The following is a 25,042-nucleotide window of genomic DNA, read 5'->3' on the forward strand; positions in this document are numbered from 1 at the left end:
AATGCGGACGTGTGCCGCCTGGGCAGGGTCTGTGATAATCGGCGCAGGACTTGTGGCGGGCCAACGAGAGGGGAGGTCGTCTTTTGGATATTATCCCCAGCTACCCGTTTCGGATTCTTGTCGCGATTACGTTCCATTTTCGTGAATCGCGACTTCCAAATCTCTTTCAGATCATTCGGGCGCTGTCGGAATTTCCGGTGAAAGATCTCGATATTGTCGTGACCAGCAATGTGGATGACCAGGATTCCCTCGGTAAGGTGAACAGCCTCGCCGAACCACTGCTCAAGGATTATCCCTTAAGGTCCGGATCGCGGAAGACGTTGTCAATCGCCAGCTTTACCGATCTCGCCGATCCCTGGCTACTACCATGGACTCACAAAGGGCTTATTGCGGACAGATTTCTCGCCAAGGGGTCCGACTACACTCACTTCATTTATCTCGAAGAAGATATCCTGTTCTCATTCGATAATTTCTGCTATTTTGTGCATTATCGCGAAAAACTCAGGGCGGCGAGGCTGATCCCATCCTTCCAACGCATCGAGTACAATGACCAGGATAATCATCTTTATCTGTTGGACCAGGTTGGTCTCAGCGATTTCGATGCTCGTAAGCATGTCGACGTCGACGGCTACTCTTTCGTGAATTTGGACTACCCCTACGATGCGATGTTCGTCTTGGATCGTGAACTCGCCGAGGAGTACGTGCAGACACGATCTTTTGATATCAAGGGCAGCAAAGAGGTCAGCCCGGAATGGGGTGTTGCCGAGCGGGCCGCGATGGGTTTGTGCTTTGAAAGCCCTCCGCAAGGCTTCTCGGTTCGTTATGCGTCACCGGTCGATCCCGTCACCCGCACGACGCCACGCTGGTCCTGGGTCTACCACGTCGCGAACAACTACGCGACGGATCGACTGCTGCCATTCGCAAAGACGCGAACCGAGAACTTGTTTGCGGTCGGCGAAGACATCGCCGTTTGGCAGCCATCGTGGCGAACCTACTGGCGCGACTTGCGGAGACGCAGAAAACAGTCGAATCAACTACGCCTATGAATTTATGCGTCAGCTGCATGCAATCGCCCCCGTTGGCGTCATGAAGGAAATCGGTGCCGTCGCCGACCCGCTGTGGTTGGATCAAACGCTATGCTGCCCGCGGACGCCGGTCGTCGTACTGACCGCCTCATGCGCCGCGCATCCTAGGGGGCTCGGCCATGATCATCCCGGTGGCTGAGCCGGGTCTCCTGCTCCGTAACCCCATCGCGCAGAACCGAGGAGGATGCAGATGACCCGATCCTTCGAGGGGATTAGGGGTGAGCGCGAGGCGATCCGGAAGCGCCCCCGGGCGGTCACTTCGCAATCCGAGCGCACCATCCTGCTCGGCGCCATTCTGCTCGCGTCAGCGGTCTCGGCGGCGACAGCCTACGCACTTACCCAGTGCAACTCGGTCGACGTGCTTTCCTCTCTGCTCTATCCTCCCCAGGACTGCTGGCTCGATTGGGGCATGAATGTCGGTCGGCACTGCTTCAGTGACTACGCCATGGTCGTGTCCGCTGGGTTGCAACCCAACCCATGGGACTATCCGATCGCCCTGCCACCCAGTTATCAGCCGATAACGGTCGGGTACCCGGCGGCCGGGTGGTTACCGCACTTGTCGTTCGCGCTCCCCGCGCATTGGCTGGGCGTCCCGCGCCTGGGGCTGATCGGTTATCTGATCGCACTGACCTTCGCGGTCCTATCTCCCGCCGTCTGGGCGGCCCGGGGGACGCATGGTCTTGAGCGGGTGGTGGTCTTTGTGGCGCTGGGCGCCGCGGCCATTCCGGTGTGGGCGGTCGTTGACCGGGGGAATTCGGCGGGGTTCGTGGCTCCAATCGCGCTGGTTTTCTTCGTGGCGTTGCGCCGACAGCGGTGGGGCCTCGTCGCGGTCATGGTGGTTCTGGCCGCACTGGTGAAGCCACAGTTTGCCGTCCTCGCGCTCGTGTTCTTTGCGGCACGACAATGGCGGTGGGGCGGCCTGGCCATTGGCGGCATCGCGATTTCGAACGTTGCCGCCTTTTTGTTGTGGCCTCGGGACTTTCCACAGACCGTCACCCAGTCGATGCACAACATCATCAAGTTCAGCAGTTCGTTCGGTGGGCTGGCCGACACGCGCAACGTGTCGTTCGGCAGGGCGCTCCTGCTGATCCCGGACAGCATCAAGAGCGCCCAGACGGGCAAAATCCCAGAGGGCTTCCTCGCCATGCCACGATCGTTGCTCGGGTATGTCGTCCTGCTCCTCGTCGTTTGCTCCGTGCTGGCCCTGGGACGACGCATCCCGCCCGTGATGGCGGGCATCGTGTTGCTCGCCACCGCAGCCCTCTTTCCCTCCTATACCAGCTTCTACTACCTCGTGTTCGTTTTGCCGGTCGCTGCGCTTGTTGTCCGAGACCCCGACGGGCCGCCCGGTGCGGGGATATTCGACCAGCTAGCGGCCCACGGGGACCGCCGTCGTGCGGTCGGTGTATGTGTGGGTTTGGCCGCGGCGGTCAGCATTGCCCAGATCGCCCTTCCGGGCCCGCCGGTCCCCGTATCGATCTTTGGACAGATGGGAGCCAGGGGCGAAATCGGTAGCACGTCGGTTGTTGCCACCACGGTGACTTACGCGCCGGTGTTCTGGCTGATCGCGTGCGCGGTGATCATCGCCTCCTACGCACGGAGACCGGCCAACTCACCCGGCGGTGAACCAGAACCGACCGAGACGGGAGAGCAGGTCGTGCAGTCATCAGCACAAGCGCCTGTGTCATCTGCTGAAACTTGATGGTATACCGGGGTTTTCGTCGCCAGACCCGCTTCGATCGTGGAATCGCCGCACAAGCAGCCGAATTCGGGACGTATCGGTGGGCGCGTTTCGCTACAGCCCCCAGTCGGTCCGAGACTACCTGCCGGTTCGCCCGCACTGGTCTGGGGTTGACGGCTGAGCGCAGGGCGTCCGCATAGGGCCAGGCATTGCCAGAGCTCGGCACCTTTCCGGCCCTTTACCCGACATGCACCCGTTCTTCCGATATGCAGGCATCTGCTGTGGGAGCTATGACAGACTGCAAGCTGCGATCGGGAGGCGCCGTGCACACATTGAGTGTTGTCATACCTGTTTATCGCGCAGCACCGACGTTGCGCGAGTTGTACGGCCAGTTGACCATCGCGATGCAGAAAATCGCTCCGACGTTCGAAATCATCTTCGTGGAGGATTGCGGCGACGACGAGTCATGGTCCATCATCGCGGAACTGGCTGCAGCGGACGAGCGCGTACACGGTGTCAGAATGAGCCGCAATTACGGCCAGCACAATGCCTTGCTCTGCGGCATTCGCGCCGCCCGCCATGACGTCATAGTCACGATGGATGACGACCTGCAGCATCCGGTGAGTGAGATCGCGCCGTTGCTTGCCGCACTTGGGCCGGATGTCGATGTCGTCTACGGCGCTCCGCAAACTGAGCAGCATGGGCTGTTGCGCAACGCCGCCTCGCGCCTGACGAAGTTGGCGTTGGCTAGCGCCATGGGCGCTGAGACAGCGCGCAACGTGAGCGCCTTCCGCGCATTCCGGACCCGGTTGCGGGACGGCTTCTGCGACTATCGCAGCCCAACCGTGTCAATCGATGTGCTGCTTACCTGGACGACGACTCGATTCACCGCCATCAAGGTGCGGCACGCGCCGCGCGCGGCTGGCGTCAGCGGGTACAAGGTCACCCGTCTCATCCGCTACGCGATTGACTTGATGACTGGGTTCAGTACGCTGCCGCTCCAGATCTCCAGCTTAATCGGGTTCGCGCTGGTCTTATTCGGCGTCGCTATCTTCGTCTGGGTCGGCGCCAATTACCTAATCAACGGCAGTGAGGTTCCCGGTTTCGCGTTCCTAGCCTCGATCATCGCGATCTTCTCTGGGGCGCAGCTTTTCGCGCTCGGAATCATCGGCGAGTACCTCGCTCGTATGCACTTTCGCAGCATGGACCGGCCCACCTACGTGGTGAGAGAGACCGTGACGCACGATAGCGCTGACGGCCGGTGACGGCAGCATGATTCAGAGCACAGGGCTTAACCGTTGTCTCGCATGTCCGGCATGATCGAGTCGATCCTGGTGACGGGCGCTGCCGGTCTGGTCGGAAGGCACGTGACAGAGCGGCTTCGGTCCCGTGGCGTGCATGTTGTGGCGCATGCGCGGCGCGCGGGGCCAGGCATTGATTGGGCCGTCGATCTGACCGATCCGCGAGCGCTTCACGATCCGATGCGCTTTGACGTTGCTGCGGTAGTCCACTGCGCGGCGGCAATTCCGGCACGCTCCGACAACTTTGATCGCGACAACACTATCGCCAGTGCAACGCTTGCCGCGGCGCTATCCGCGGCCAAGTCGCTGCGGCGGATCGTCCATCTTTCGAGCGTTTCCGTTTACCAGCAGCCAGCCACCGATCGATGGTTGATCGATGAAGACGCCCCCACCGTGGACGGCGATGTGAGCGACGGCTCATACGCAGCCAGCAAGCGGGCCGCCGAACGCAGCCTCGATTTCGTCAGACAAGACAAGCCGGACGTCGCGGTGACGCACCTGCGCGCCTCCTCGATCTACGGCCCCGGAATGGTGGGAACGACCCTTCTTCCCATCTTGGTCGCGAGGGCACAACGAAACGAGCCGTTGGTGATGCGGGGGCCGCGACCCTACCGTCAGAACTTCATTCACGTGGCCGATGTCGCAGAACTGGCGGTGGCATTGGTGCAAGAGAACCGCAGTCCCGCTGTCGTCAACGCCTTTTCGGACGATACACACGAGATCGCAGCGCTCGCGGAGCTTGTTCGCACTAGATTGGGCAGTTGCAGCCGGATAGTCGATGAGAGCTATGCCGGACGGGGACCCGAGCCGGTGTTCGTAAACCGGATCGCCAAGCGGCTACATCCATTTTTTCGCAGCCTGGCCGACCACCTGTCTGACGCGTCATGACACTGCGGGTGGCGATTACCGGAGTCAGCGGCGATGTCGGGCGTGGCGCCATCCGTGGCCTGCGCTGCAATCCACCTGGCGCCGAGCCCATCTGGATTCTCGGACTCGATGCCGGCGCATCTCCGGAACCTGACCCGGACGACCGCATGCGGCTTCCGCTGGTCAGGGAGCCCGCGTACCCGGAAGCCTTGAAAGCCGCACTGAGCCGCCACGAAATCGAAGTCCTGCTGCCATGCATCGACTCGGAGACCGCTGTCCTGTCGGACGCCCGTGAGATGCTCGCCCAAACCGGCTGCAAGGTGGTGCTGGCACCGCCCGAATTGGTCGAAGCGGCCGAGGACAAGCTGTTGACTTCCCAGTTTCTGTCAGACCACGGCATAGCCGCACCAAGCACATTCGGGACGGCCACGGTCGGCGAGCTGGTATTCCCAGTCCTGGCCAAACCACGAAATGGTCACGCCAGCCAAGGCATCAAGATTCTGTCGGATCGCGCTGCAGCGAAGGAATTCATCGCGGCGTCGCCGCGGAACTACTGCTTTCAGCGATATGTCGAGGGTCCCGAGTTCACTGTCGGGTTCCTCTACGATGCGCACGGTGTGATGCAGGATGCGATCTCCATGGAGCGATCGCTCGAGGAAGGCCGTACCGTGCGTGCCCGCGTTGTCGACAATCCTGACATGCAGCAATTCATCTCGGCGTTCGGCGAGCGCGTTCCCGGCATCGGGGCCATCAACGCACAACTTCGTTGGCATGACGACGACGGACCACTGGTGTTCGAAATCAATGCGCGCTTATCCGGATCGACCGAGATGCGCATCGCCATCGGTGTCAATGATCCGCTTCGGCTGGTGCGGCACTTTGGCCGCGGCGACGCGATCGCCCCCGCCTGCCCACAGCTGGCCACTGTCTACCGGCAAGGCAGCGAACTGCAGGTAGATCCGTGCTGACCGCGGCTGCCACCATCGCCAATTGCCGTGCCGTAGTATTCGATTGCGCGGGCACACTATTGCGTCTGGACCCGTCACCTGAGCAGATCTTTCAAGATGCGGCCGGCGAACTGGGACTCGACATCGCCTTGCTGGAAATCACCCGCGCCTATGAGGTCGTCAATTTCGCCATGCAGATGAAGAGTAGTGAACTGACCAGCAAAGCCAAGAAGGACGCGTATTACGCAGCGTTCAATCGGGCATTGTGCACAGTGCTGGGAATAGACAGATCGTTCGACCGCCTGCATCCTCTGCTGCTGTCGCGATTTACGGCACGACGCCGGTGGGTAGCCTTCGACGATGCCGCCCCTGCTCTGACCGCAGTCGGAGCGCATGTCGACGTGCATGCCTTGGCCAACTGGGACAAGCACCTCGAGGATGTGCTGGTGCGCGCGGGGCTGCGCCATCTGGTCGGCGACGCCGCCTCCTCGGAGCTGCTCGGCGCGGAAAAGCCGGCGCGGGCCTGTTTCGACGCATTTCTCGACCGCAATGGGCTCGATGCCGATCAGGTCGTGTACGTGGGTAACGAGTATGTCGCCGACGTGGTCGGTGCCAGAGAGGCCGGGCTGAAGCCGATTCTGGTCGATCGCGACGATCGGTTGCCGTACGCTGACTGTCTGCGAGTGCAAAACTTGCTGGATCTCACGCCGCCAGACGACGCCCGGCTGCGAGGATGAACTCTATGGTCCAAGCGACAGGGTTTCATCGCGGCAAGCGGCTCGGCGCCCCAGGCGTCGAAGACGCAACTGAAATGTGCCCTGTCTGCCACTCGTCGCGCCCCCGCCGCCCGATATTTCGCGTGCAAAGCGATCCGGACATCGACATGCTGGAATGTGCCACCTGCGGGGCGGCCTCCGCCTCCCACATGCCGAAACCCGACGTTCTGGAAAGCTACTACGCCGAGTATTACTCTCACGGCCCCTTGCGGCATACGCTTCACAATCCGGGGCGCTTCGCACGCCACGTGTTGCGTGCGATGCCGAACCTGAGACGATCGGCGCCGCTACGCATTCTCGATTACGGCGGGGGTGACGGTTCGCTCTCTATCGCAATCGCAAAAGTGCTGCATCGTGATCGAAAATCGGCGCCGATCACGATCGATGTTGTGGACTTCAGCGAACCACGGGATCCAGAAGACCCTGACGTCAGCATGGATGCGCATCGCGACCTGACAACTGTGGAAGCCGGGCACGACCTGATCCTCGCCAGTGCGATCTTCGAACATATACCCGACGCTTACACCGCGATTAATCAGGTCATCGCCTGTGCAGGCAGCGGCACCTACATGTATGCGCGCACGCCGTTCGTGCTGCCCTTGGCGCGAATCATCCGGTCGATCGACATCACCTATCCGGGTCATGTCCACGACATGGGGAGCGTCTTCTGGGGCAAGTTCATCAAGACTTTCGGGATCAACGGCGGGCTGCTCTCGTCGCGGCCGTCGCTGGTGGAGACGACGTTCGCACACGCCCCAGCGCGCACTGTCCTGGCCCACACCCTTAAGGCGCCGGCCGTGCTGGAACAGGCCTTACGCCGTCACAACCGTCCGCCCCGCTGGAATCTTGTCGGCGGATGGGAGGCCGTCATGCGGTTCGAATGACGACTATCCGCATCCCGTTTAACAAACCGGCCGTCGTCGGGTCCGAGCTAACCTATGTCAGCGAAGCGGTCGCGGGTGGGCACGCTAGTGGCGACGGTCCCTTTACCAAGCGCGCCCAGGCCATGCTGGAAAACTGCTTCAACGCCAGCCGAGTGTTGTTGACGACATCCTGCACTTCCGCGCTGGAACTGGCCGCCCTACTATGCGATCTGCGGCCCGGTGACGAGGTGATCGTCCCGTCGTATACCTTCGTCTCTACGGCGAACGCATTCGTGCTCCGCGGCGCCAGGCCGGTGTTCGTGGACATCAGGCCAGATACGCTCAACATCGATGAGCAACTGATCGAGCGGGCAATCACGCCGCGAACACGGGCGATCGTCCCCGTCCATTATGCGGGCGTGGCCTGCGAGATGGACCTGATCATGGATATTGCCGACCGCCATGAATTACTGGTCGTCGAGGACGCAGCGCAAGGCGTGTTCGCCCGGTACAAAGATCGATGGCTGGGCACGATCGGTCACCTCGGTTGCTACAGCTTTCACGAAACGAAGAACATTTCCTGCGGCGAGGGCGGCGCACTGCTGATCAACGATCCAACCATGGAGCGCCGAGCCGAGATCCTGCGGGAAAAGGGAACCAATCGTAGCCAATTCCTCCGCGGCCAGGCTGACAAATACACCTGGGTGGACGTGGGCTCCTCTTACCTTCCCTCCGATATGCTCGCGGCATTCCTGGTGGGCCAGATCGAAAACATGGAAAAAATCACCAGACGGAGGGGTGAAGTATTCGACCGCTATGCCAAGATTCTCGCGCCATTGGTGCAGCAGGGCGTGATTCGAATCCCGGTGGTGCCGATGGATTGCACCACCAACTACCATATGTTCTACGTCTTGACTGCCGACATCGAGGAGCGCACAGCGCTCATCGCGCATCTGCGTACAGCTGGCGTCCTCGCCGTATTTCACTATGTGCCACTGCATTCCTCGCCGTTCGCGCACTCGCTCGGCATGCCGCAACGCAATTTGCCCAGGACCGACGAACTCAGCGCCCGGTTGGTAAGGCTGCCAATGTATTTCGACCTTTCCGACCAGGACGTAGAGGAGGTAGCTAGTATCGTGCTGGACTTCTATCAGACCCGACCAACCCCCGTGATACACCGCGCATGACATTTGACCTTGCCAAGGTGGCCCCGGGCCTGGAGCTCCGCGTTGACGGTATCTGGTTTGCACGTCAGCACGCATCCGTGTCCTATCCTGAACACGGAAATGCGGCCTGCCTGGAGGTGGAGGACCGCTCGTTCTGGTTCCGCCACCGGAACCGCTGCATCGCGAGCGTAGTACGGCGCTTTGCGCCGCAGGATGCGCTGCTCGATATCGGTGGGGGCAACGGTTATGTCGCCAAAGGCCTACTGGCGGCAGGACTTGCGTGCGCACTGCTGGAACCGGGCATTGACGGTGCTCTCGCGGCGCGGGCGCGCGGCGTTGACCCAGTCATCTGTGCCCGGTTGGAGGACGTCGGCATGGCGCCAGGCAGCGTCGGCGCTGCCGGCATGTTCGACGTGCTCGAGCATATCGAGGACGAGGCCGGTGCCTTGCGCCAGGTTCGTTCGCTGCTGCGGCCTGGTGGTCTGCTGTTCCTGACTGTGCCGGCCTACACCTTCCTGTTCTCGGCCGATGACGTTGTGGCGGGGCACTTTCGCAGGTACACGCTGCGAAGCCTGAGACGCGCCGTGATCGGCAGCGGGTTCACGCAGCTGTATGCCACGTATATATTCGCTCCACTGCCGCCAGCTGTACTTCTGCTCAGGACACTGCCTACTCGGGTGGGTCTGCGACAACCCGCCGATGCTGAGCTACAAACCTCGGAGCATGTCCGCGAAGGCATTTCAGCTCGTATCATCGACCGACTACTCGACAAAGAAGCGCAGCGTATCGAGGCGGGGGGCACTATTCCATTCGGCACCAGCTGCCTTGCAGTCTGCAGTAAGGATTGAGCATTGGCATCTGAACGCAAACACGGCCTATACGCAGCACTCCGCAATCCGAAACTGTACGAAACCGTGCAGCGTCGGATGGGAGCGGACAAGCTGCGGCGAGGCTTCGCGCAGAATTTCGTCCGTGCCCAACCGGGAGATCGCGTCCTGGACATCGGCTGCGGACCCGCGCATCTGCTCGCGCACCTGCCGGACGTGGAGTACATCGGCTGGGAGCCCAATGCCGCCTACGTGGAGAAGGCGCGCAAGACCTACGGCGACCGCGGAACCTTCAACACTGGCCTTTTCGGATCCAAACAGGCGCGCGCGCTGGCTCCGGTTGATATCGCGATCGTCTCGGCGGTGCTGCACCATATGGACGATGCGCAGGTGAGCGAATTGTTCGCGCTGCTACGACAGGTTCTCAAACCCGGTGGGCGGGTGATCACGGTCGACAACGTCTTTATTGAGCGGCAGAACCGGATCGCTAGATTGCTGATCAGTCTCGATCGCGGTCGGCATGTGCGCTCACCGGACGGTTACGAAGCATTGGCGCGCAGTGCGTTCGCAACTGTGAACGGCACGGTGGTTACGCAGGCATTTCCGCCATACACCTACTTCTACATGACGGCGCAATAGCAGCGATTTCTCAAGGTGGCCGTCAGCCCCAAGGAGATCAGGCTCCTGCTAAAACCGAGCCGATAGCCGTGCACTATCTGGTCACCGGTCATACCGGGTTCAAAGGACCGCAGCTCACGTTGCTCTTGCTCAGCCGAGGGCAACAGGTGTCCGGTTTGGCTCTCGACCCAGAAAACGGCAGCCTTTCCGAGCGCGCCCGACTCGCCGAGCAGCTGGTATCGGAACTGCGTGTAGACATCCGCGACGCCGAGGCCACAGCGGCGGCAGTGCAGCGCCGGCCCCGGACGTCGTGGTACAACATGGCGGCCCAGTCGTTGGTCCGCGAGTCGCATAGCGAGCCGCGCTACATCTACTAGACCAACGCCATGGGGCGGTGCCGCCCCGGCAGCACGTGCTCGACTGCCTTAACGGCTACCTCGCTCTCGTCGACGCGCTGTTGGCCAACTCCGGTCTGGGCGAATGGACCTTTGGGCCGGGACGGGACAGCTTCGTCGAGGTCGACCAGGTGGCGACGCTGGCCGCCGAACTGTGGGGCGGCGGCGCACATTGGGATCGCCAACCCGGTGAGCATCCGCGGGAGTCGAACCTGCTGGCTGGGGTAACCGGCTGGGTTTCCGCGACACCGTGACTGAGACGATCAATTCGGTACGACGGGTACGACGGCGCCGACCCGCTCGCGGTTTACAGAGGAGCAGATCTCCGAATTCGAAAGCCTCGGATAGGTCTTCCGGGGGGTGTCGCAGCTACCCCGTCCGTCACCCCCTATAAGGTCGCACCAAACGAAGCTAAGGGGACGCGATGAGCAATCACACCTACCGCGTAATCGAGATTGTCGGCACTTCACCCGATGGAATCGATGCGGCCATTCGCAGCGGTCTGGCACGAGCATCGCAAACCATGCGCAAACTGGACTGGTTTGAGGTGGAATCGGTTCGCGGCCACCTGGTGGACGGCGACGTTGCGCACTACCAAGTCACCCTGAAAGTTGGCTTCCGGCTGGAAGATTAGGCGTCCGACACGGCCCGCCACTTGAAGTCCGCCGGCGGATGACTCACCTTCTTTACCAGAATCGTGCTGTTGAGATAGCTGGGTGCCGCTGCTCGGCGCAGCCGGCCGGGAGCGTTCGACATTATCGGCGCCCGATAGTTATGAGCGCTCTCGATGCACTCCAAACCGATCTGCGGGCTGAACAGGGTCTCGAGCCCTTCCTTGCTGAATCGGTAATAGTCGTGCGGGTGGGCGTGGAGGGGAAACGTCTGGTGCGTCATGACAAACATGAATCCGCCGACCTTGAGCGTTCGCGACATTTCGACAGCAGCAACCCATGGGTACTGGATGTGCTCCAGCACCGAACACGAAATGATGGCGTCGAAGCTCTGCTCCCCGAAGACCGTGGATAGCTCACATACATCGGCGACAACGTCCACGTCTTGGCCGCTGGCGAAGTCGGACCCGATGTATTTGGCGGCGTGTGGTACCCAGTCTCGATGGACAGTTGAGGGCGTTCGGGCGACCCGCCTGGTGCCGATTTCGAGCACGACCGGGCAGTCGAATTGCTTGATCAGTTCTTTGAATTTGTCGGCAGACACAACGTCACATTCTAAGCGACGTGCGAGATCTTCATCTCAAGTCAAAAAAATCGCCCCGTCCGTCGCTACCCGATAGCCTGCACTGCTGCTCACTACCGAGCACTTCGAAACCAGGCTTCCCGCTGCAGGATTCGTCGCCCTAACTCAGCCTGCCACCAGCCCCGGCTCCGAATACGGCACCAGGAATCCATCATTGGACGATCCGCTAGCCGGTCCGGCCCGCAACCAGCCGCCGCCAGCAGCAGGACCCGATCAAGCGGCCGTCGCCGACACTTCACCAAACAAGGCGGTGCAGCCGTACAGGTGGTAGGCGTAGGCACGGGCGCGCAGATAGTGGTCGATGCTGAGTTCGCCGCCGTCGAAGGTGAGAGACGCACTGCATCGTTCGTTTCGTTGTGCCATCGACACAGCAGGTGGCGTCAGCGTCAGTTGAATAGCGCCGAGCACACACTCGAAGCGCGCCGCACTGCCAGCGTGGGCGTGCACTTCGTCGTCGCTGAGCTCGAGGTGCGCCCGGATCCGTTGCAGCGGTAGGTCATAACCTGCTCGAACCACGCCTTGCCGTCCGGCTGGTCGTCGTCGCGTTGCTAGGCGGCCGTGAGTGTTCCATGGCGCCCAAGGACTTTCATGGCGTCGCCGTTGTCAGCCGGCGGACCCCAACCCTGCGCCGAGCAGATGCGCTGGGCGATATCGACACACTCCTCGATGACATCACAAAGGTATGGGCTGTCCGTCGAAATAGACCGCAAAGTCGGCATCGGAATTTGGGCCGGCAGTGCCCGAGACTCGACTGCCATCTTGCAACAGATTCTAGACCTCAGCCCGCGACGGCCCCCGGCTCGCAATACAACGCCCCGAACCCATGCACCGGCTGGTAACCGTGCTTGCGCGCCCTTTCGGCCGCCTGCCGAATTAGGGCGTACATAGCGACGAAACCGGCGTGGTCGGTGGCCACCAGCGGGGTCAACAGCCGGTTGTGCACCAGCGCGAACGCCACTCCGGTCTCGGGGTCGTTCCACCCGATCGAGCCGCCCATGCCGATATGTCCGAACCCTGGCATGACGTTGCCGATGGGCAGACTGTGGTAGCCCAAGTGGAAGGCCAGCGGCACGATGAGGTTGCGATCTGGCCGAAGTCGCCGCTCACCGGTCAGGCCCGCGACCAGCTCCCGGGACAGGAATCGGGTGCCGTCGATCTCGCCGCCGTTGGCAATCGCTCCATACATGCGCGCCAGCGCGCGAGCGGTCACTACCCCATTGGCGGCGGGTATCTCAGCGTCGAGCATGGGAGTATCGCCCTGAACGGTCGCCAGGATCCCCGGGAAATACATCGAGCGGAATCCCCCGGAGAACTGGTTGGCGATCTTGTGCACCGCGCAGGTCAGTAACTTGTTGGCGGCGATGTCTTGCGGCATGACGATTTGGGCGGCTTTCGTGGGCGATCCGGCCGGTGGTCGACCCAGATGGAAGCCGTCAGTGCCCAGCGGCTCGGCAAGCTCCTCGCGGAACAGGGTGCGCATGCTCTTCCCGGTGACCGCCCTGGCGAGCCCCGACATCAGCCAGCCGAACGTCAGTGCGTGGTATGCCGATTGGCCCAGCAGCCGCCCGGGCGCCGCGGCCGCTAGTCGCTCTTCCATCAGGACGTGATCGAACAGGTCTGCCAGGCTGGCGCCGCGCAGGCCCGACAAGCCGGCCGTGTGTCTCATCACGTCACGGACGGTGAGCTTATCCTTGCCGTTGGCCGCAAACTCTGGCCAATACCAGGCAACTGGCGCCTCGTAGTCGATCAACCCGCGGTCGGCCAGCCGGTGGATCACCGTAGCGGCCATGCCCTTGGTCGCCGAGAACACCATGGGAGCCGTATCTGCCGTCCACGGCACCTGGCCGTCTCGGTCAGCCCAGCCCTTCCATACGTCAACTACCGGTTGGCCGTCGAGATACACCGCCAGCGCCCCGCCGCCGAATCGGCGGGCGGGGAACATGCTGGAAAAGAAACGTACGACGCACGAAAATTTGGAGTCCGCTGCGCCGGACACACGATGGCCTGCGTCACGGGCATCGTGGGGATGGACCTCGCGGCGATCGACTCCGGTGTCTACCGTCACAGCTTCGAATTTACTTGGATTTCACAGACCCCAATATCAAACCCGGATTAATTTACCGATCCGTTAGACCGAGGCAGCCTTGAGTATTTGCTGGGCTGCCAGGGCCGGCGTCAGTTCCCCGGCCCGGACCCGGCGCTCCAAGTCCGAACGGATCTCGCGCACCTCCGGACTCGACAGCACCCGGTCCAGCACCGCGTCACGCACCAGCTGCCAGGTCCAGTCGACTTGCTGGTCTCGTCGACGCGCTTCGAATTGCCCGGCTGCGGTCAGAACGGAGCGATGGCGCTCGACGGCATCCCACAGCTCTTCGAGATTGGAACCCGCCATTGCGCTCATGGTGAGAACAGGTGGACGCCAAAGCGTTTCGTGTGAGTGGATCAAATTGATCGCCGCCGACAGCTCGCGAGCGGCAATGCGGGCTTCGCGCAGATGTTCTCCGTCAGCCTTGTTCACCACCACGATGTCTGCCAGCTCCAGCACTCCCTTCTTGATGCCTTGCAATTGGTCGCCACTGCGCGCGAGAGTCAACAGAACGAAGGTGTCGACCATATTGGCTACCGCGACCTCCGACTGGCCGACCCCGACGGTTTCGACCAGGATCACATCGAAGCCGGCAGCTTCCAGCAGGACTATCGTTTCGCGGGTGGCCTTTGCGACTCCGCCCAAGGTGCCCGACGTGGGCGAGGGCCGGATGTAGGCGTCCGGGTGCATCGCCAGCCGCGCCATCCGGGTCTTGTCGCCCAGGATAGAGCCGCCCGTGCGCGTCGAAGACGGGTCTACGGCCAGCACGGCCACCTTGTGGCCTTGCTCGATCAGGTACATGCCGAGAGCCTCGATGGTGGTGGACTTGCCTACCCCGGGCACACCGGTGATGCCGACGCGGTGGGCGTTCCCGGAATCCGGCAGCAACGCTAGCAGCAGCTGTTGTGCCTGCGCTCGATGGTCTTTGCGGGTGGACTCAAGCAGCGTGATGGCCCGCGGCAGCGCGGCCCGGTCACCGTTGCGGATGGCCTCGGCCAGGTGTTGCGCAGTCACCGTGCCAGCTTCGTCGAGCGCAACGAGCGTACTGCCACGGCGAGAAGATGAGCCGAATCTGGCCGTGGCGGCAGGCTGGCGGAAAGCAGTTGGCCGGACACTAATCGAGCTGGTATCCCAGCCGCTCGGCGAGCTTTTGCAGCAAGCCGATGGCGGCGTCGGCGATCACCGTTCCGGGCGGGTAGATGGCGGTGGCCCCGGCGGCGTACAACTCGTCGAAGTCACCTGGAGGAATGACACCGCCGACCACGATCATGATGTCGGGCCGACCTACCGTGGCCAGCGCGTCGCGTAGTGAAGGCACCAGCGTCAGATGCCCGGCGGCCAGTGAGGACACACCGACGACGTGGACGTCGTTGTCGGCGGCCTCGCGGGCTACCTCCTCGGGTGTGGAAAATAGCGACCCCACGTCGACGTCGAAGCCGATGTCGGCAAATGCCGTCGCGATCACTTTCTGACCCCGGTCGTGACCGTCCTGGCCCATCTTTGCCACCAGGATGCGCGGCCGGCGGCCGTCGGCCTCGGCGAACTTCTCCACGAGTTGGCTGGCTTTGGAAAGCGGGGTGATGTTGCCGCCTCCTTGCACTTCATCACGGTAGACGCCGGAAATAGTACGGATTTCGGCCCGGTGCCGCCCGTACACCTTTTCCAGCGCATCGGATATCTCGCCCACCGTGGCCTTGGCGCGAGCGGCGTTGATGGCCAACGCCAGTAGGTTGTTGCCTAAACCCTCTTCGCCGGTACGGTCTCGGGCCGCCGCGGCGCGGGTCAGCTCAGCCAGGGCGGCCGCGATCTCGCCTGGGTCGCGGCTGGTCCGCAGGTCCCGCAGTTTGGCCAGTTGCTCAGCGCGCACCCGGCTATTGTCGACCTTGAGCACCTCGATCTGTTGATCTTCGTCGACCCGGTACTTATTCACCCCAATCACCGGCTGCTGGCCAGAGTCGATGCGGGCTTGGGTACGTGCGGCGGCCTCCTCGATGCGCAGTTTGGGAATGCCGTCGCTGATCGCTTGTGCCATGCCGCCGTGCTCGGCCACCTCGTCGATGTGGGCACGCGCGCGCTGAGCGAGCTGATGGGTCAACCACTCCACGTAATAGGAGCCGCCCCAGGGGTCGATAGGCCTAGTCGTGCCGGATTCCTGCTGTAGCAGCAGCTGAGTGTTACGGGCGATGCGGGCCGAGAAGTCGGTGGGCAGCGCCAGCGCCTCGTCGAGCGCGTTGGTGTGCAACGACTGCGTGTGGCCTTGGGTGGCGGCCATCGCCTCGATGCAGGTGCGGGCGACGTTGTTGAAGACATCCTGCGCCGTCAGCGACCAGCCTGACGTCTGCGAATGGGTGCGCAGCGAGAGCGATTTGGGGTTCTGCGCGCCGAACCCGGCGACGAGCTCACTCCACAGCAGCCGACCCGCACGCAATTTGGCGACTTCCATGAAGAAGTTCATGCCGATGCCCCAGAAAAAGGACAGCCGGGGCACAAACGTGTCGATGTCCAGGCCCGCGTCCAGCCCGGCCTTGATGTAGTCGACGCCGTCGGCCAAGGTGTACGCCAGTTCCAAATCCGCTGTCGCTCCGGCTTCCTGGATGTGATAGCCGGAAATAGAGATGGAGTTGAACTTCGGCATCTTGGCGCTGGTGTAAGCGAAGATATCGGAGATGATCCGCATGGAGGGCTTGGGCGGATAAATGTAGGTGTTGCGGACCATAAATTCTTTGAGGATATCGTTCTGGATGGTGCCGGCGAGTTTTTCCGGGGGTACCCCCTGCTCCTCGGCCGCGACCACATACAACGCCAGGATCGGCAGCACCGCCCCGTTCATCGTCATCGACACACTCACCGCCGACAGGTCGATGCCGTCGAACAACTGCCGCATGTCAAGAATGGAATCAATTGCCACACCAGCCATTCCGACGTCGCCCTGCACGCGGGGATGGTCGGAGTCGTAGCCCCGGTGGGTGGCCAGGTCGAAAGCGACCGACAGGCCCTTCTGACCGGCGGCCAGATTCCGGCGGTAGAACGCGTTGGAATCGGCAGCGGTGGAGAAGCCGGCGTACTGCCGAATGGTCCACGGCTGGTTGACATACATCGTCGGATACGGACCGCGTACAAACGGCGGCTCGCCGGGGAAGCTATGCAGCGGGTAACCGTCGGCTGCGGCGGCGCGCCCGTCGGCGGCGATGTAAACAGGTTTGACGTCAATGCCTTCCGGCGTATGCCAGTGCAACTGGTCTGGCGTGTAGGAGTGCGCTGCCGCAGCCGCGGCGACAAACTTTTCCACCGCTTGTTCGGTGGCCGGCTGCACGGCGCGCCCGCCGTGCAGCGGGACGTCGGCGAAACTGGCAATCGCAGGTGCGGTGGTTGTCATCGTGACTAGGCTCCCAACCGGGTAAGCAGATTCGAAAGTGCTTCGACTGCATCAATTTTGGCGGTCAAGAACCCGTCGGGCCGATGCTCGGCCTCCCCCAACGCCTGCTCGGGCCCGGCCAGGTACACCCGCTCTATCCCGGCATTTCTCGCAGCCGCCACTACGCCGGCCGCCTCGTCGAGGTAGCGCTGGTCGGTACCGCACACGACGGCCACCTTGGGTGAGCCCGCATCGCAAACCGCCTTCTCGACACCGGCGGCGTCGACCGTCCCCGGGTTAAGCTCCTCGATGCCACCAGATGCTAACAAGTTCGCCGCGAAGGTCATCCGGATGTTGTGCTCGGCCAGCGGGCCCAACGGCAACAACAACACCCGCGGGCGGGAACCGGTGCGGGCCAAATGGTGATCCGAACGATCGCGCAAGGCTTCGAATTCGGCCGCGTAACGCCGCACCCTGGAAACCGAAGCACCTTGCGGCAGGGCAGGTTCGGCGAGGTTGGGAAATTCGTTGACGCCAGTGATCGCGATACGCCGATGCGCGATGTCGTCGGAGCGGCGGGCGGCAAGCTCGGCGAGCTGGTCAGCAAGATAGTCACGGGCATCGGCGAACCCGCCACGCGCCTCAATGGACTGGAAATGTTGCCAGGCCTGCTGGGCCAGCCGTTCGGTGAGGTCCTCGACGAACCAAGACCCGCCCGCCGGGTCCAGCACCCGACCGACATGTGACTCTTCCAAAAGCAGTAGTTGAATATTGCGAGCAATCCGGCGTGCGAAGCTGTGAGGCGTACCGGGCAGGCCGCCGGGAATCGCCACGTCGAACGGATATACCAGGACAGTGTCAGCGCCGCCCACCCCAGCCCCGAAAGCGGCCAGCGTGCATCGCAGCATGTTCACCCACGGGTCGCGCTGAGTCATCATCGGCAGCGACGTCTCCGCGTGCAGCGTGACTGCGCCGCCGGATGGATCACCAGCAACCTCGGCTACCCGTGCCCACAGCTGGCGCACAGCCCGCATTTTGGCCAGTGTCATGAATTGGTCGTCATCGGCGGCAAGCCGCAGGCTGATGCTGCGCAGCGCGTCGCCAACCGAGAGCCCGGATTGGGTAAGTAGACGCAGGTAGGCCACTGCGGCGGCCAGGACCCCGGCGAGTTCCCAGGCCGCGGTGGCGCCCAGGTTGTGAAACGCCGGTCCGTCGACGGTGATCGCCCGCACACCTGGGACACCCGCAACCCGCGCGGCGATCGTAACGACGTCTTCGATCACCGGAGCAGGGCGATCACCAAACGACGCCGTTAGTGGGTCAGCACCCAAGTCGATCGACAAGGTGGCGCGCTCTGCTGGCTCCAGCTCCTCGACCAGCGCCAGGAGCGCATCGCAAGCCGCCGGGTAGTCGGCACCCGCACCGAGGATCACTGGTGCCAGATTCAGGTACACACCGGCCAGCAGCCCCGTGAGCTGATCCGGCGTCACCCCAGCCTGCCCCACCCGGATCAGCAGTGCGCTGACGCCCTCATCGAGCGCGGACAGCAGCGCCGCGTTGGCGTCTTGGGTCGCGGCCGCCTGCGAGGTCGGAAACGACTCGGCGACCTTCCAGCCGGAGTTGACGTCACGCAGCGGGTTGCCGCCGCGCACGTAGGGCCACTGGCCCGGCAGCGGCGGCTCCGGCAGCTCGTCGAAGGCGGTATAGAGGCCCTGGATCGCGAACCCGTCATGGGTGGGGGTATCCAGCAACCGTTCGGGATGTTCTCCCAACTCGGCGGGGTCACGACGGGTGGTCTTGGACAGCACGCCGGCAACCGCACTGCGCCAACGCTCGCGAACCTGTTCTAGGTCGGCGAGCTCGGGTACCTCAATGGACACCGATTGCTCCTGTTTCCGCAGCAATTGCCGGGATTGATTCGAGACTGCCACCTAACTAACAAGGCTAATTGATGCCGCTCGTCACAGGCATGACAAGGCGCGCCGGCAAGGCTGCGGTGCGACACGAAACGCCAGTCTGTGGAAACGCGATATTCACCTGAGCACCGTAGGCTTAAAAGCCGTGACGGCTGCCGCCATAGGTAAAACCACCGATACACTGCGCGGTTTCGTTGTCGCGCTCGGCGCGGCGGCGCGGCAGGTGTCGCTGCGACGGATGGTCGCTACAGTGGCAGGAATCACAGTCTTGGGTGCGGTGGCATTGCTGGTTCCGCTGCCCACAGCAATCCAGTGGCGCGACTGGGCGATGTCGGTGGGTCCCTGGTTCCCGTTGGCATTTCTGCTGGCGCACATTGTGGTCACGGTGCCGCCGTTCCCCCGCACTGTGTTCACCCTTGCCGCCGGGCTGCTCTTCGGACCGCTCGTGGGCGTGCTGATTGCGGTGATCGCCAGCACCACGAGCGCCGTAATCGCCATGCTGCTGATGCGCGCGACCGGATGGCGGCTGAACCGCTTGGCGCGCCAGCGAGTGGTTGATCGGCTGGACGAGCGGCTGCGAGAGCGAGGTTGGGTGTCGGTTTTTTCATTGCGCTTGATTCCCGCCGTACCGTTTGCTGCGATCAACTATGCCGCCGGTGCCTCAGCGGTGCGGGTATCGCCGTTCATGTGGGCCACGCTGGCCGGTCTGCTCCCCGGCACCGCCGCGGTGGTGGTCCTGGGTAACGCGCTCGCCGGTCACGGCAACCCCTTGCTGATTCTGGTGTCGGTGTGCACAGGCACTTTGGGCATGGCTGGCTTGCTTTTCGAAATCCGTCAGTATCGGCGTCACCATCACCGGGGCCCCGCCCACTACGACGAGCCCGCCCGCAAACCGGCCGTTACTCACTGAGCGCGGAGCAGGTTGCTTTCCTACTGGCTACTGCCCGGATTTGCCTTCTCATCGGCGTCGCTATAACACCCTGACCATCGCATTTCATCCCTGCAACATCTTCTCGGAATACCCTCTGCCTACGGTTGGTGGCGTCAACGAGATCGCGGACCTAGTCGCCGCATGCTCTGCAAAGCAGGAATCACATGGACGCAAAGCTACGGGTGGCACTGTGACAACGTGGACCGCCCCGGTAGTCGACGACCCGGTTCAGCCTCGATCGAGTGCATGGAGATAGCTCCGGATGTCATTCGTGATCACGACACCAGAAATTCTGTTAGCGGCAAGCACACAACTGGCGGGCATAGGCTCAGCGATCAGCGAAGCCAACGAGGCGGCTAGGGCGCCGATCACGGAAGTGCTGGCCGCAGGCGCTGATGAGGTTTCGGAGGCCGTCGCATCGATGTTCACCGCCTACGGTCAGGCATATCAAGCAATCAGTGCTCAGGCGGGGGCATTGCACGACCAGCTGGTGCGCACCATGGCGGCTAATGCGATTGCATATGCCAACACCGAGGTCGCAGATGTCGAGCAGCTATTGCTGAACGCGGCGAACGCGCCATCAAAGGCCCTCACGGGGCGCGCCTTGATCGGCAACGGCGTCAACGCGACGACGCCAGGCCAGGCCGGCGGGTCCGGCGGGTGGCTTTGGGGCAACGGAGGCGACGGGGCGACGGGTGCGCCCGGCCAAGCTGGCGGTCGCGGCGGCGATGCCGGGCTGTTCGGCAACGGCGGAAACGGCGGCGCCGGAGGAACGGGGCTTGTTGGTGGGTCCGGCGGCGCGGGCGGGTCGGGCGGCTTGCTCGCGGGCAATGGCGGTCACGGTGGGCCCGGCGGCGTGGGGGTCAACGGCGGAAATGGCGGCCACGGCGGCGCCGGCGGCGCCGCCGTCGGGCTGTTCGGCCGAGGCGGCGACGGCGGAGCCGGTGGCATCGGCGGCACAGGAGCCGCGGGGATCAATCCGTGGAGTAGCGCGGCCCAACACGGGTTCGCCGGTCTCCAAGGCCAGCCCTTCGCAACCCCCGGCGGGTCCGGCAGCGATGGCACCACCCTCGGGCAAGCCGGCGGCGGCGGCGGCAGGGGCGGAGATGGCGGCGGAGTATCAGATGGCAATCCACCCCCTCGCGAACAGATCATTGGGCTGCCCGGCGCGAATGGTGGCGCCGGAGGTGATGGCGCCATGGGCGCGCCTGGCGGCATCGGCGCAACGGGCGGCAACGGCGGTGCCGGCGGCCGCGGCGGATGGCTGATCGGCAACGGAGGCTTCGGCGGGCCAGGAGGCGCCGGCGGCATCGGTGGCACGGGCGCTGGCGGCGGAAATGGGGGCGCTGGCGGCAATGGCGGCGCCGGCGCCCAGTTCGACATCGCAGGAGCGAACGGTGCCGGCGGTGACGGCGGTGACGGCGGTCAAGGCGGTGTCGGGGGCACTGGCGGCAACGGCGGAAACGGTGGTGCTGGTGGCGCGGGCGGACTGTTCGGCCGCTTCGGCGGTGCTGGCGAAGCCGGCTCCGGTGGCGCCGGCGGCACCGGGGGTGCCGGCGGGGCCGCCGGCACCGGCGGTGCGGGAGGTCATAGCGGCAACGGGATCCTCGACGGCCAGGCGGGCAAAGACGGCGCAGGCGGCGGCTTCGGCCCCAACGGCACCGCCGGTCAACCCGGACAGCCCCGCTAATGCCGGGCACGGGCGGGATAGCCGCGCAGGGCACGGGAAGCGCCGGTCGGCGGATCGCTTTCAGGTGACGGGTGGTGACGGCAGAAGTGGCGGCGCCGGGTCCAACAGCGTCGCTGTCGCAGCGCTGGCCAGCCCGACCAGCCAGGGCAACAAGGAATGGTCCGGCTAATGGGTGTCAATCCCCCGCCGGCCCTGATCAATGGCTGAGCCCGTCCGGGCGGCGACGATTGGGGACGTGGCAGCATTCCATTCTGATATGCAGCCGGCCTGCGCCAGGTCCCGACAGTTAGGGTGCTGCCTTCGCGAAGCAGAGGTTGAGCGTCTCGGCAGACTCGATGACCCTCAATGACCTCAGCCGGACGTCAGCGACAGCACCGCGGATCCAGGACTGCGCACAGTGCTTGCAAGCCCTGCGGGTGTACGCGGTGGAAGACATGCATACCGCGACGATCGGAAATGACCAGGCCCGCTTTGCGCAACTGGGCAAGGTGATGGCTGACCGTGCCATCCGAAAGGTCGAGGACCGCGGCCAGCTCACCGCTGGTTTCCTCGCCCGCGCTGGAGCTGAATAGATACGACATGATCTTGACCCGGGCGGGATCGGCCAGGGCCTTGAGGCGTAGCGCCACCGCCAGAGCGTCGTCGTCGCTCATGGGCCCGGAGGCCACCGGGGCACAGCACACCGGTTGGGAGATGTCGATCATGGGCAATGCTTTGGGCATAACTCCACCATGCCAGATACCTTGACATATATCAAAAAGGTGGCATTCTGATGTTGGCACTAGTTCGATATATGTCTAACCAACAGGAGGTTGCCTACCATGTCCCGCGTCCAACTCGCCCTCAACGTCGATGACCTGCAGAGCGCAATTGCCTTCTACTCCACGCTGTTTGACGCTCAGCCGGCCAAGGTCAAACCGGGCTATGCCAACTTCGCAATCGCCGATCCGCCACTGAAGCTGGTGCTGCTGGAAAACCCCGGCTCCGGTGGCAGCCTCAACCATCTCGGTGTCGAGGTCAACTCCAGTGCCACGGTGCACTCCGAAATCACCCGCCTGACCGATGCCGGCATGTTCACCGCGGAGGAGATGGGCACCACCTGCTGCTTCGCCACCCAGGACAAGGCCTGGGTCACCGGCCCCGGCGGAGAGCAGTGGGAGATCTACACCGTGCTCGCCGACTCCGAAACCTTCGGCGCGGGCCCTGCCCACGCCGACCCGGCTGACGGGCAGGCCACGTGCTGCGGCGCCCCGGCCGAGGCCGACGCGCCTGCGACGACAGCCTGCTGTTGACCGCATGCGGTGGGCATCCGCCACCGAATGCCCACCGCCGACAGCGCCTGTGTTGAGTTGCCTCCTGGTTCGATAACTGTCAATATCAATGCATGTCGAAGCAGTTTGATCGCGTGGACGTCGACGAGCCGTCTTGCGAGATCAGCCCGCTGGTCACCGAACCGTTGAGTGTCCCGGCCGCGGCAGTGCTGGCGGCCCGATTCAAGGCTCTGTCCGATCCGGTACGGCTACGGCTGCTCTCGGCGGTCGCCAGCCGGTCCGGCGGGCAGGCCTGCGTATGCGACATCACGGCCGATCTCGGCGCGCTCGGGGTCGGTCAGCCCACCATCTCCCATCACCTTAAGGTGCTGCGCGAAGCCGGGTTGTTGACATCGCAGCGCCGCGGTACCTGGGTGTACTACGCCGTGGTGTCCGAGGTGCTCACGGAGCTCTCCGTGCTACTGGCCGGAGTCCCCGCGGCCACCGCCGGGGCAGTCCAGTGACCGGCACGGCCACCGAATCTTCCGCAGTGGAGCGGCTTCCCAGGCTAGACCGGTTCCTGCCGGTGTGGATCGCCCTGGCGATGGCCGCTGGGTTGACGCTGGGCCGATTGATCCCTGACCTGGGCAGGTTGATCAGTGCTGTGCAGGTCGACGGGATTTCGCTGCCCATTGCGACCGGGCTGCTGATCATGATGTATCCGGTGCTGGCCAAGGTCCGCTACGACCAGCTCGACACCGTGACCGCCGACCGCCGCCTGATGGTCGGCTCGCTCCTGCTCAACTGGGTGCTCGGCCCAGCGGTCATGTTCGCCCTGGCCTGGCTGCTGCTGCCGGAGCTGCCCCACTACCGCACCGGGGTGATCATCGTCGGGCTGGCCCGCTGCATCGCCATGGTCATCGTCTGGAACGATCTGGCATGCGGCGACCGTGAAGCCGCAGCCGTCCTGGTCGCGCTGAACTCGCTGTTCCAAGTCGCCATGTTCGCCGTTTTGGGCTGGTTCTACCTTTCGGTGTTGCCCGGCTGGTTAGGGCTGCCGCAAACCGGCATCGATGTCTCGGCGTGGCAGATCGCCAAATCCGTGCTCATTTTCCTCGGCATCCCGTTGGCCGCCGGATACCTTACCCGCCGCTTCGGAGAAGGCGTTAGGGGCCGGCCCTGGTATGAGACCCGGTTGCTGCCACGGCTCGGGCCCTGGGCTCTCTACGGCCTGCTATTCACGATCGTGATGCTGTTTGCGCTGCAAGGCGATCAGATCACCAGCCGGCCATGGGACGTCGCCCGCATCGCGCTACCGCTACTGGCCTACTTCGCCGTCATGTGGGCCGGCGGCTACGCATTGGGACTGGTGCTGCGACTCGGGTATGCCCGCACCACCACACTGGCGTTTACCGCCGCCGGCAACAACTTCGAACTCGCTATCGCCGTCGCGATCGCCACCTACGGCGCCACGTCCGGAGAGGTGCTGGCCGGTGTTGTTGGACCGCTGATTGAAGTGCCCGTGCTCGTCGCCCTGGTCTATGTCTCATTGGCGCTGCGGCCTCGGCTCTTCTCATTAGCACAGGCTCAACCGGTGACAAGCCAGCCCGCATGACCGATACCCCCAACGTCTTGTTCGTCTGCGTGCACAACGCGGGCCGCTCTCAGATGGCCGCCGCCCTGCTGACCCATTTGTCCCAGGGCCGCATCGAAGTCCGTTCGGCCGGAACCGAACCCGCCGACCAGATCAACCCGGTCGCCGTGGCCGCAATGGCCGAGCTGGGCATCGACCTGACCTCAGCGGCCCCAAGAGTGCTCACCGCTGAGGCGGTGCAGAGCAGCGACGTGGTGATAACCATGGGCTGCGGCGACACCTGTCCCTATTTTCCCGGGGTGTCTTACCGTGACTGGAACCTCGCCGATCCCGCCGGTCAGCCCCTCCGCGTCGTGCGAGCCATCCGCGACAACATCATCAAGCATGTCCGCGCGCTGATCGCTGAACTGCTTCCAGCAGCCGACACCGCATAGCGGAGC

At 63.6% G+C, this 25,042-nt stretch carries 24 protein-coding genes and 2 pseudogenes; 18 read left to right on the plus strand and 8 right to left on the minus strand.

Translation table 11 applies throughout. The features are described 5' to 3' along the window. Positions 1-83 precede the first annotated feature (83 nt). The 13 genes from F0Q45_RS01135 to F0Q45_RS01190 all read left to right on the plus strand — a co-directional run bounded on the left by F0Q45_RS01135 (position 84) and on the right by F0Q45_RS01190 (position 11,160). Positions 84-1,046, plus strand: coding sequence for a hypothetical protein (locus F0Q45_RS01135; RefSeq protein ID WP_149652154.1), 963 nt, complete (start codon positions 84-86; stop codon positions 1,044-1,046). A gap of 229 nt (positions 1,047-1,275) precedes the next feature. After that, positions 1,276-2,787 carry a glycosyltransferase family 87 protein gene (locus F0Q45_RS01140; protein ID WP_149652155.1) on the plus strand — a complete coding sequence of 504 codons (1,512 nt, stop codon included), beginning with the start codon at positions 1,276-1,278 and terminating at the stop codon, positions 2,785-2,787. Between the two features lie 302 nt (positions 2,788-3,089). Further along, positions 3,090-4,031 carry a glycosyltransferase family 2 protein gene (locus F0Q45_RS01145; protein ID WP_223163858.1) on the plus strand — a complete coding sequence of 314 codons (942 nt, stop codon included), beginning with the start codon at positions 3,090-3,092 and terminating at the stop codon, positions 4,029-4,031. 42 nt (positions 4,032-4,073) lie between these two features. Then, a complete protein-coding gene (locus F0Q45_RS01150; RefSeq protein WP_149652157.1) occupies positions 4,074-4,955 on the plus strand; it encodes an NAD-dependent epimerase/dehydratase family protein in 882 nt (293 codons plus the stop codon). Then, on the plus strand, positions 4,952-5,902 hold the full coding sequence (locus F0Q45_RS01155; protein WP_149652158.1) for an ATP-grasp domain-containing protein: 951 nt from the start codon (positions 4,952-4,954) through the stop codon (positions 5,900-5,902). The genes F0Q45_RS01150 and F0Q45_RS01155 overlap by 4 nt, the downstream gene beginning before the upstream one ends. Continuing rightward, the gene (locus F0Q45_RS01160; protein WP_149652159.1) at positions 5,896-6,618 is read left to right on the plus strand and encodes an HAD family hydrolase; all 723 of its coding nucleotides are present in this window, start codon (positions 5,896-5,898) and stop codon (positions 6,616-6,618) included. Before F0Q45_RS01155 ends, F0Q45_RS01160 begins: the two co-directional genes overlap by 7 nt. A 5-nt stretch (positions 6,619-6,623) precedes the next feature. Beyond that, complete coding sequence (locus F0Q45_RS01165) at positions 6,624-7,541, plus strand: methyltransferase domain-containing protein (protein WP_188112740.1); 918 nt, start codon at positions 6,624-6,626, stop codon at positions 7,539-7,541. Further along, entirely contained in the window at positions 7,538-8,707 is a 1,170-nt protein-coding gene (gene rffA, locus F0Q45_RS01170; RefSeq protein ID WP_223163859.1) for a dTDP-4-amino-4,6-dideoxygalactose transaminase, read from the plus strand. The genes F0Q45_RS01165 and rffA overlap by 4 nt, the downstream gene beginning before the upstream one ends. Then, the gene (locus tag F0Q45_RS01175) at positions 8,704-9,534 is read left to right on the plus strand and encodes a class I SAM-dependent methyltransferase (protein ID WP_149652161.1); all 831 of its coding nucleotides are present in this window, start codon (positions 8,704-8,706) and stop codon (positions 9,532-9,534) included. Before rffA ends, F0Q45_RS01175 begins: the two co-directional genes overlap by 4 nt. 3 nt (positions 9,535-9,537) lie before the next feature. Then, complete coding sequence (locus F0Q45_RS01180) at positions 9,538-10,152, plus strand: class I SAM-dependent methyltransferase (protein WP_149652162.1); 615 nt, start codon at positions 9,538-9,540, stop codon at positions 10,150-10,152. A 68-nt stretch (positions 10,153-10,220) separates the two neighbouring features. Then, entirely contained in the window at positions 10,221-10,508 is a 288-nt protein-coding gene (locus F0Q45_RS28920) for a GDP-mannose 4,6-dehydratase (protein ID WP_262490821.1), read from the plus strand. 17 nt (positions 10,509-10,525) lie between these two features. Further along, positions 10,526-10,780 (plus strand): hypothetical protein, encoded by a 255-nt coding sequence (locus tag F0Q45_RS28925; protein ID WP_262490822.1) that lies wholly within the window; start codon positions 10,526-10,528, stop codon positions 10,778-10,780. A 170-nt stretch (positions 10,781-10,950) separates the two neighbouring features. After that, complete coding sequence (locus F0Q45_RS01190) at positions 10,951-11,160, plus strand: dodecin (protein WP_149652163.1); 210 nt, start codon at positions 10,951-10,953, stop codon at positions 11,158-11,160. Here the strand turns inward: F0Q45_RS01190 and F0Q45_RS01195 are convergent. From F0Q45_RS01195 to mutA, 7 genes and pseudogenes are all read right to left on the minus strand, one after another. Continuing rightward, on the minus strand, positions 11,157-11,741 hold the full coding sequence (locus tag F0Q45_RS01195) for a class I SAM-dependent methyltransferase (protein ID WP_149652164.1): 585 nt from the start codon (positions 11,739-11,741) through the stop codon (positions 11,157-11,159). The two genes, F0Q45_RS01190 and F0Q45_RS01195, sit on opposite strands and share 4 nt — an antisense overlap. A gap of 252 nt (positions 11,742-11,993) precedes the next feature. Further along, the gene (locus F0Q45_RS01200; protein ID WP_149652165.1) at positions 11,994-12,296 is read right to left on the minus strand and encodes a hypothetical protein; all 303 of its coding nucleotides are present in this window, start codon (positions 12,294-12,296) and stop codon (positions 11,994-11,996) included. A 156-nt stretch (positions 12,297-12,452) separates the two neighbouring features. Continuing rightward, positions 12,453-12,545: a nucleotidyltransferase domain-containing protein gene (locus tag F0Q45_RS30065; RefSeq protein ID WP_188112741.1), complete on the minus strand. Its 93-nt coding sequence runs from the start codon at positions 12,543-12,545 to the stop codon at positions 12,453-12,455. Positions 12,546-12,558: 13 nt separating this feature from the next. After that, a complete protein-coding gene (locus F0Q45_RS01210; RefSeq protein ID WP_149652166.1) occupies positions 12,559-13,845 on the minus strand; it encodes a serine hydrolase domain-containing protein in 1,287 nt (428 codons plus the stop codon). 52 nt (positions 13,846-13,897) lie between these two features. Then, positions 13,898-14,880, minus strand: a pseudogene (meaB, locus tag F0Q45_RS01215) (methylmalonyl Co-A mutase-associated GTPase MeaB). Between the two features lie 100 nt (positions 14,881-14,980). Then, the gene (scpA, locus tag F0Q45_RS01220) at positions 14,981-17,242 is read right to left on the minus strand and encodes a methylmalonyl-CoA mutase (protein ID WP_149652168.1); all 2,262 of its coding nucleotides are present in this window, start codon (positions 17,240-17,242) and stop codon (positions 14,981-14,983) included. Positions 17,243-17,247: 5 nt separating this feature from the next. Next, positions 17,248-19,101: a methylmalonyl-CoA mutase small subunit gene (gene mutA / locus F0Q45_RS01225; RefSeq protein WP_149652169.1), complete on the minus strand. Its 1,854-nt coding sequence runs from the start codon at positions 19,099-19,101 to the stop codon at positions 17,248-17,250. A gap of 181 nt (positions 19,102-19,282) precedes the next feature. Here mutA and F0Q45_RS01230 point away from each other — a divergent pair, with 181 nt between their 5' ends. Then, positions 19,283-20,047: a TVP38/TMEM64 family protein gene (locus tag F0Q45_RS01230; RefSeq protein ID WP_149652170.1), complete on the plus strand. Its 765-nt coding sequence runs from the start codon at positions 19,283-19,285 to the stop codon at positions 20,045-20,047. A 283-nt stretch (positions 20,048-20,330) separates the two neighbouring features. Then, on the plus strand, positions 20,331-21,758 hold the full coding sequence (locus tag F0Q45_RS01235) for a PE family protein (RefSeq protein WP_149652171.1): 1,428 nt from the start codon (positions 20,331-20,333) through the stop codon (positions 21,756-21,758). Positions 21,759-22,120: 362 nt separating this feature from the next. Here the strand turns inward: F0Q45_RS01235 and F0Q45_RS01240 are convergent, their stop codons facing one another. Then, positions 22,121-22,480: an Rv2640c family ArsR-like transcriptional regulator gene (locus tag F0Q45_RS01240; RefSeq protein ID WP_149652172.1), complete on the minus strand. Its 360-nt coding sequence runs from the start codon at positions 22,478-22,480 to the stop codon at positions 22,121-22,123. Between the two features lie 99 nt (positions 22,481-22,579). On the opposite strand from F0Q45_RS01240, the gene F0Q45_RS01245 reads away from it, so the two are divergent. From F0Q45_RS01245 to arsB, 3 genes and pseudogenes are all read left to right on the plus strand, one after another. Continuing rightward, on the plus strand, positions 22,580-23,050 hold the full coding sequence (locus F0Q45_RS01245; RefSeq protein WP_149652173.1) for an ArsI/CadI family heavy metal resistance metalloenzyme: 471 nt from the start codon (positions 22,580-22,582) through the stop codon (positions 23,048-23,050). A 92-nt stretch (positions 23,051-23,142) separates the two neighbouring features. Further along, the gene (locus F0Q45_RS01250) at positions 23,143-23,532 is read left to right on the plus strand and encodes an ArsR/SmtB family transcription factor (RefSeq protein ID WP_149652174.1); all 390 of its coding nucleotides are present in this window, start codon (positions 23,143-23,145) and stop codon (positions 23,530-23,532) included. Next, a pseudogene (gene arsB / locus F0Q45_RS01255) lies at positions 23,529-25,036 on the plus strand (ACR3 family arsenite efflux transporter). Before F0Q45_RS01250 ends, arsB begins: the two are co-directional and overlap by 4 nt. Positions 25,037-25,042 lie beyond the last annotated feature (6 nt).

This window comes from Mycobacterium simiae (assembly GCF_008370645.1).
GTDB classification, from domain to species: Bacteria; Actinomycetota; Actinomycetes; order Mycobacteriales; family Mycobacteriaceae; genus Mycobacterium; species Mycobacterium simiae_A.